At 63.4% G+C, this 6070-nt stretch carries 3 protein-coding genes; all 3 read left to right on the forward strand.

The annotated features are described in order from the left end of the window. Positions 1–67 precede the first annotated feature (67 nt). Positions 68–664, forward strand: a complete 597-nt coding sequence (locus ACE04F_RS17715) for a Maf family protein (RefSeq protein WP_486108690.1) — start codon at positions 68–70, stop codon at positions 662–664. A gap of 56 nt (positions 665–720) precedes the next feature. Beyond that, positions 721–2178 (forward strand): ribonuclease G, encoded by a 1458-nt coding sequence (rng, locus tag ACE04F_RS17720; RefSeq protein WP_305496813.1) that lies wholly within the window; start codon positions 721–723, stop codon positions 2176–2178. 61 nt (positions 2179–2239) lie between these two features. Then, positions 2240–6043: a YhdP family protein gene (locus ACE04F_RS17725; protein WP_486108692.1), complete on the forward strand. Its 3804-nt coding sequence runs from the start codon at positions 2240–2242 to the stop codon at positions 6041–6043. Positions 6044–6070: the final 27 nt, after the last annotated feature.

Here is a 6070-nt window from a genome sequence, read left to right on the forward strand (position 1 = left end):
CCCCCCCCCCCCCCCCCACAAAAGCTGTTTGCGTCCGGATGCAGTGCTTTGAGAGGGAGATGTGTTGATGAAACCGCTTTACCTTGCCTCGGGCTCGCCGCGCCGGCGTGAATTGCTCACGCAGATCGGCGTTCCCTTTACTGCGATCAGCGCGGACATCGACGAAACTCCCCTCGACCACGAAACTCCATCGGCCTACGTCGAACGCCTGGCGCGCGGCAAGGCCGAGGCCGGGCTGCGCGCATTGCAAATAGGCGCCGATGGCTGTGTGCTGGGGGCCGATACCGCCGTGGTGCTGGACGGCCGGATTCTCGGCAAGCCTCGGGACCAGGCCGACGCCCTGACGATGCTCCTGAGCCTGTCCGGACGCGATCATGAGGTTCTGACTGCGATTGCCGTGCTCGATGGCCAGCGCTGCGAGTCTCGGGTGGTTCGCAGTCGGGTGCGCTTTCGCCCGGTCACGGAGCAGGAAGCGATGGCCTATTGGGCCAGCGGCGAACCCCGGGACAAGGCGGGCGGCTATGGTATCCAAGGGCTGGGCGCGGTGTTCATCGCCGACCTCGAAGGCAGTTATTCGGCCGTGGTCGGCCTGCCGCTGTGCGAAACCTTCGAGCTGCTCGGCCATTTCGGCATACCCTGTTGGCAAACCTTGAGCGCGCGCTGAGCGCCGTCTGACCAGATGCGGCCATAATCGTGAATATGCCTGAACGAGACCCTGCCATGAGTGAAGAGATTCTGATCAACATCACGCCGATGGAATCGCGCGTGGCGGTGGTTGAAAACGGCGTCCTGCAAGAGGTCCATGTCGAGCGTACGCAAAAACGCGGGATCGTCGGCAATATCTACAAGGGCAAGGTGGTACGGGTGCTGCCGGGCATGCAGGCGGCCTTCGTCGATATCGGCCTGGACCGCGCGGCGTTCATCCACGCCTCGGAAATCTCGATGCGCGAAGGGCCGGCGGTAGAGAGCATCAGCGCCTTGGTCCACGAAGGCCAGAGCCTGGTGGTGCAGGTCACCAAGGACCCCATCGGCTCGAAGGGCGCGCGCCTGACCACCCAGTTGTCGATTCCGTCGCGCTATCTTGTGTACATGCCGCGCACCGCCCACGTTGGCATCTCCCTGAAGATCGAGGACGAAGCCGAACGCGAGCGTCTGAAGAAGGTTGTCAGCGACTGCGTGGAGAAAGAAGGCATCAAGGAGGCCGGAGGTTTCATCCTGCGCACGGCCGCCGAGGGCGCCGGGGCAGATGAAATCCTCATGGATATCCGCTACCTGCGCAGGCTCTGGGACCAGATCGCCGAACAGATCAAGACCATCGCCACGCCAAGTGTGATCTACGAGGACCTGGGCCTGGCGCTGCGGACTCTGCGCGACCTGGTCAGCCCGAAGATCGAGAAAATCCGGATCGATTCCCGGGAAACCTTCCAGAAAACCACCCAATTCGTCGCCGAGCTGATGCCGGAAATCGCCGACCGCCTGGAGCACTACCCTGGCGAGCGGCCGATTTTCGATCTGTACGGCGTCGAAGATGAAATCCAGCGCGCCCTTGAACGCAAGGTGCCGCTCAAATCCGGCGGTTACCTGGTGGTCGATCCGGCCGAGGCGATGAGCACCATCGACGTCAATACCGGCGCATTCGTCGGCCATCGCAACCTTGAGGAAACCATCTTCAAGACCAATCTTGAAGCGGCCACGGCCATCGCCCGGCAACTGCGCCTGCGTAACCTGGGCGGGATCATCATCATCGATTTCATCGACATGGAAGACGAGGAGCACCAGCGCCAGGTATTGCGGACCCTGGAAAAACAGCTCGAACGTGATCACGCCAAGACCAACATCATCGGCATTACCGAACTGGGCCTGGTGCAGATGACCCGCAAGCGCACCCGCGAGAGTCTTGAACAGGTGTTGTGCGAGCCGTGCAGCAGTTGCCAGGGCCGGGGCAAGCTGAAAACCCCGGAAACCGTGTGTTACGAAATCTTCCGGGAAATCCTCCGGGAGGCGCGCGCCTACCAGGCCACCGGTTATAGAGTGTTGGCGAACCAGAAGGTGGTGGATCGCCTGCTGGATGAGGAGTCCGGCAACGTCGCGGAGTTGGAGGCCTTTATCGGGCGCACGATTCGCTTCCAGGTGGAAACCATGTATTCCCAGGAACAGTACGACGTGGTGTTGCTCTGAAGCGGCGCGCGCAGCGCCGGGGCCGCGAATATGAATGTCTTTGCCAGGGGAGCCCGCTGACATGGAGCGTCTGACACGCCTTATGGGGACGCTGACTCGCTGGGGGCTGGGCCTGTGTGCGCTGCTGCTGATACTGCTGGCCTTGTATGTCAGCCTCGGCCGGGAGTTGATCCCGCTGGTGGCCGAGTATCGCGGTGAAGTCGAGAGCCGGGCCGGCGAAGCGTTGGGCATTCCCGTGCACGTTGGTAGCCTCGAAGGCAGTTGGAGCGCCCTGGCGCCCATCCTGGCGGCACGCGACGTGGTTGTCGGCGAGGGGCCCAACGCCTTGCACCTGGATCAGGTGCGGGCGGTGCCTGCCGTGTGGGACAGCCTGCTGGCGCGCCAGGTGCGCATCGCTCATCTGGAGGTCAGCGGCCTGAAGGTCAGCCTGAAAGAGGGCACTGACGGCAAGTGGGCCCTTGAAGGCCTGCCGGTGAAGGACGATCAGCCGCTCGACCCGCAGCAATTGCTTGAACGCATGCAGATGATTTCTAAGCTGTCGGTGCTCGACAGCCAGGTCACCTTGCAACCGCTGGACCATCCGCCCCTGAGCCTGACCTATGTAGGCCTGAGCTTGCGCACCGGTCCGGCTCGCCAGCGCCTGGACGCACGTCTTACCCTGCCTGACGGCCAGCCCGTGGCGCTCAACCTGCGGACCCGTATCCGCGCCAGCGACTGGCGAAATGGCGAGGCCGACGCCTACCTGAGCCTGCCGCAAAGCGACTGGTCGAAATGGCTGCCGAAACGCCTGACCCGGCAGTGGAATTTTGCCGAGATCAAGGCCGGTGGGGAATTCTGGCTGAGTTGGGGCGAGGGCACGGTGCAAAGCGCCGCCGTGCGCATGAACGCGCCACAGATCCAGGGCGCCTATGCCGATCGCAAGCCCGTGCAGATCCACAACCTGGCCCTCAACGGGTATTTCCAGCGCAGCAGCCAGGGTTTCACCGCAACGTTCGACTCGCTGGCGATGAACCTGGGTGAGACGCGCTGGGAGACACGCCTGCAGCTGCAACAGAACAGCGCCACCGAGAAGGCCGAGGAGCGTTGGCACGTGGAGGCCGATCGCCTTGACCTGACGCCGCTCACGCCGTTGCTCAATGCCCTGGCGCCATTGCCCGAAGGTGTCGCCACGGCGATCGACCGGCTCAAGGTGACCGGTGGCCTGCGCAACGTGTTGCTGGACTACCGGCCTCAGAACACTGGCGATCAGAAAATCAGCTTTGCCACCAATCTCGACACGGTCGGGTTTGACGCCTATCGCGGCGCCCCGGCGGCGCGCAACGTGTCCGGCAGCCTTAGCGGCGACCTCGGCGGCGGCGAGCTGCGCATGGACAGCAAGGACTTTTCCCTGCACCTGGACCCGATTTTCGCCAAGCCCTGGCAATACTTGCAGGCCAATGCCCGGTTGACCTGGAAGCTCGACAAGCAGGGATTCACCCTGGTCGCACCGTACTTGAAAGTGCTGGGAGAGGAAGGGCGCATCGCTGGCGACTTCCTGATCCGCCTGCATTTCGACCACAGCCAGGAAGACTACATGGACCTGCGGGTCGGCCTGGTGGACGGTGACGGGCGCTACACCGCCAAGTACCTGCCGACCGTGCTCAGCCCGGCGCTGGACGAATGGTTGCGCACGGCCATCGTCAAGGGCGCGGTTGACGAGGGTTATTTCCAGTATCAGGGCTCGCTGAACAAAGGTGCCGAGGACGCGTCCCGCAGCATCAGCCTGTTTTTCAAGGTGCACGACGCCGAACTGGCGTTCCAGCCGGGCTGGCCTTCGGTCAGCAAGGTCAGCGGCGACGTCTTTGTCGAGGACAGCGGGGTGCGTATCTATGCCAGCCAGGGGCAGCTGCTGGACACCCAGGTCAAGGATGTTGCGGTAACCATTCCTCATGCGTCGGCCGGGCAGAATGTCCATCTGTTGTTGGACGGCGGCTTTGCCGGGGTATTGGGCGACGGGCTGAAAATCCTCCAGACCGCACCCATCGGCACGGCCGAGACCTTCGCCGGTTGGGAAGGCGAGGGCGATCTGCAAGGTAAGGTGAACCTGGATATCCCACTGGCCAAAGGTGAGCAGCCGAAGATCCTGGTGGATTTCAGTACCGACAAGGCCCGGCTCAAGCTCAGTGAACCGGCGCTGGAGCTGACTCAACTCAAGGGCGACTTCCGTTTCGACAGCGCCAAAGGGCTCAGTGGCAAGAACATCGCGGCACGGGCATTCGACCGGCCGGTAAGCGCGCAGATTTATGCCGAGGGCCGTGCCGGTGCGCTCAACACCCGGGTGGTGGCGTCCGGACGAGTCGAGGTCAAGAAGCTTACGGACTGGCTGAGCGTGACCCAGCCGTTGCCCGTCTCTGGTGTGATTCCGTATCAGTTGCAAGTGACGCTCGACGGCGCCGACAGCCAGTTATCGGTCAGCTCCGATCTCAAGGGCGTGGCGGTGGATCTGCCGGCGCCTTTCGGCATGGCTGCGGATGTCGGGCGCGACACGGTATTTCGCATGACGTTACAGGGAGCGGAGCGTCGCTATTGGGTCGATTATGGCGACCTGGCCAGCTTCACTTACGCCGCGCCGAGCGGAAAATTCGCCGACGGTCGTGGCGAATTGCTGCTGGGTGCCGGCGAGGCGGTTCTGCCTGGCGCCAAGGGGCTGCGGCTGCGCGGCACGTTGTCGGAGCTGGACGTGAGCCCCTGGCAGGATCTGTTGGGCAAATATGCCGGCAACGACCCGGGCGGCAGTGCCCGGCAGGTGCTCAGCAGCGCCGACCTCAAGATTGGCAAGCTCACCGCCATGGGCACGACGCTGGACCAGGCCTCGGTGCAATTGGACCGCAAGGCCGATGCCTGGGCCCTGCGCCTTGACAGCCAGCAGGCCAAGGGCAGCGTCAGCCTGCCGGATGCGAAGGCCGCGCCGATCGGGATCCGCCTCGATTATGTGCGCCTGCCGGCCGCGGACCCGACGGTCCAGGCCGACGAAAACGCCCCGGACCCGCTGGCCTCGGTCGACCCGAGCAAAATCCCGGCGATGGATATCGCCATCGACCAGCTGTTCCAGGGCGCGGATCTCATTGGTGCCTGGTCGCTGAAGGTTCGGCCGACGGGCAAGAGCATCGCGCTGAATGATCTGGACATGGGCCTCAAGGGCATGGTCTTGCAGGGCAATGGCGCCTGGGAGGGCCTGCCCGGTTCCACCAGCAGTTGGTACAAGGGCCGGATCAAGGGCAAGAATCTCGCCGATGTGCTCAAGGGCTGGGGGTTTGCGCCCAGCGTGACCAGCCAGGAATTTCATCTGGACGTCGATGGACGCTGGCCCGGTTCGCCTGCGTGGGTCGCCACCAAGCGTTTCTCCGGTAGCCTCGATGCGTCACTCAACAAGGGTCAGTTCGTCGAAGTCGAAGGCAGCGCCCAGGCCTTGCGGGTTTTCGGTCTGTTGAACTTCAACTCCATCGGCCGCCGCTTGCGCCTGGATTTCTCTGATCTGTTCGGCAAAGGGCTGAGCTACGATCGGGTCAAGGGCTTGCTGGTGGCGAGCAGCGGGGTCTACGTCACTCGCGAGCCGATCACCCTGACCGGACCTTCGAGCAACCTGGAGCTCAACGGAACGCTGGACATGGTGGCCGACCGGGTTGATGCCAAGCTGCTGGTAACGTTGCCGGTCACCAATAACCTGCCGATCGCCGCGCTGATCGTCGGCGCACCGGCGGTGGGTGGCGCGCTGTTTCTGATCGACAAGCTGATCGGCGACCGCGTCGCACGTTTTGCCAGCGTAAGATACGACGTCAAGGGGCCGTGGAAAGAGCCGAAGATCACTTTCGACAAGCCGTTTTGACAGGTAGTGACAATCCCCTTTGTGGGA

The organism is Pseudomonas sp. AGC41, from assembly GCF_057334555.1.